General features: G+C 64.5%; 1 protein-coding gene and 2 pseudogenes. All 3 read right to left on the bottom strand.

Annotation, left to right across the window (positions count from 1 at the left end; translation table 11 throughout):
- Nucleotides 1-231: pseudogene (locus JYA52_RS00270) on the bottom strand (lipoyl synthase); the annotation flags it as partial.
- 13 nt (nucleotides 232-244) lie between these two features.
- A complete protein-coding gene (locus JYA52_RS00275; RefSeq protein WP_205651166.1) occupies nucleotides 245-1,642 on the bottom strand; it encodes an L-serine ammonia-lyase in 1,398 nt (465 codons plus the stop codon).
- Between the two features lie 117 nt (nucleotides 1,643-1,759).
- Nucleotides 1,760-1,923: pseudogene (locus tag JYA52_RS22205) on the bottom strand (serine hydroxymethyltransferase); the annotation flags it as partial.

Consider the following 1,923-nt stretch of genomic DNA (forward strand, 5'->3'; position numbering starts at 1 on the left):
GCCGATCAGGAACGTTGCTTCCTTGTCTTCCCAGCACTCGAAGATGTTGGGGCAGCCGGCCTCCTCGCACACGGTGTGGAGGCCTTCCTTCTTGACCAGGTTCTTGAGCTGGACGAACTCGGGGCCCATCTGGACCTTGGCTTTGATCCAATCCGGCTTACGTTCCACCGGGGTGGCCGCATTGCGCTGTTCGATACGCAGCATTTTCCGGCCTTCTGGTGCCAGTGTCATTGTTCTCTTTCCTTCAGCATTCGACGACGTTGACGGCGAGACCGCCCATGGCCGTTTCCTTGTATTTGGAGCTCATGTCCTTGCCGGTCTCCCGCATGGTGACGATGACTTCGTCGAGGGACACCCGGTGCGAGCCGTCGCCCCAGAGCGCCATCTTGGCGGCGTTGATGGCCTTCGCGGCCGCAATGGCATTGCGTTCGATGCAGGGAATCTGGACGAGCCCGCCGATGGGGTCGCAGGTCAGACCGAGGTTGTGTTCCATCGCGATTTCCGCGGCGTTCTCCACCTGCGCAGGCGTTCCGCCCATGACCTCGGCCAGCCCGGCAGCAGCCATGGACGACGCCGACCCCACCTCGCCCTGGCAGCCGACTTCGGCACCGGAGATCGAGGCCTGCTCCTTGTAGAGCACCCCGATGGCGGCGGCAGTGAGGAGGAACTTCACCACCACGTCGTCGCGGTCCTCCTGCGTCGCATTTTCCATACCGGGGGCAAAGTGCAGGGCGTAGTACAGCACCGCCGGGATGATGCCCGCCGCGCCGTTCGTGGGCGCGGTGACCACGCGGCCACCGGAAGCGTTCTCCTCGTTGACCGCCAGGGCGATCAGGTTCACCCATTCCTGCCAGTACTTCGGGTCACGGTCCTTGTCCTCCTTCAGCAAGCGCTCATGCCAGTCGGGAGCACGACGGCGGACCTTGAGCCCGCCGGGCAGCAGGCCCTCGCGCTTGAGGCTGACCTGAACGCAGCCCTCCATCACGGAATAGATCTGGAGCAGGCCTTCCCGGATTTCCTCTTCCGAACGGCTGTCTTCTTCATTGATCCGCATCACCTCGCTGATGCTCAGGGAGGTTTTCCGGCAGTGTTCCAGCAGCTCGGCGGCGGTACGGAACGGGAGGGGCAGTTCCTTCTTGGACTCCTCGAGCTCCCGCTGGGCCGCGTCCTCTTCGCCGTCGCGGACGATGAAGCCGCCGCCAACGGAGAAGAAGGTAGCGCTGTGCAGGGCGTCGCCATCGGCGTCGGACACCGTGAACGTCATACCGTTGGTGTGCCGCGGCAGGATGGTCAGCGGGCACAGGACCATGTCCTTTACCCCGTAGGGCAAGGGGACGGCGCCGGCCAGCTGAAGCATTCCTGTATCAGCGATCGCGGCCAGCCGCTCCTCCACTTCCTCGGGGAGGATCAGCTCCGGGTGGAAGCCTTCGAGGCCGAGCAGGATCGCGGTCATGGTGCCGTGGCCGTGCCCGGTGGCGGCGAGTGAGCCGTAGAGGTCCACGCGCAGCGACGCTGCGTCCGCCAGCTTGCCAAGGGATTTGAGTTCCTCGGCGAAAACGGCGGCGGCCCGCATGGGGCCCACGGTGTGTGAACTGGACGGTCCTATCCCGATGGAAAAGAGGTCAAAGACTCCAACAGCCATGATGCGTACCTTCCGCGGAAAGAAAAAGAGTGATGGTCAACGACAAAAAGCGGGGCTTGCCGTACCGGTCCCGGCCCCCAAGACCCGGGACCGGTGCGACAATGCGCCCACAGAGCGCTAGGAGAGGTTCGCAACCGACCGGTAGAGCGGGTGCGCGGCGGCTAGTGCCTCGACCCTTGAACGCAGGCCGGACAGGTCGGTTCCGGCGTCGGCCATCAGTGCCTCGGCGATGATGTCCGCCACCTCTTCGAACGCCGCCTCACCGAAACCGCGGGTTGCCA

It is taken from the genome of Arthrobacter pascens, assembly GCF_017052465.1.
Taxonomy (GTDB): domain Bacteria; phylum Actinomycetota; class Actinomycetes; order Actinomycetales; family Micrococcaceae; genus Arthrobacter; species Arthrobacter pascens.

What these genes read in the sequence shown, in the direction of transcription:
- JYA52_RS00275 (WP_205651166.1), bottom strand. Translation starts at nt 1,642, where the DNA reads ATGGCTGTTGGAGTCTTTGACCTCTTTTCCATCGGGATAGGACCGTCC.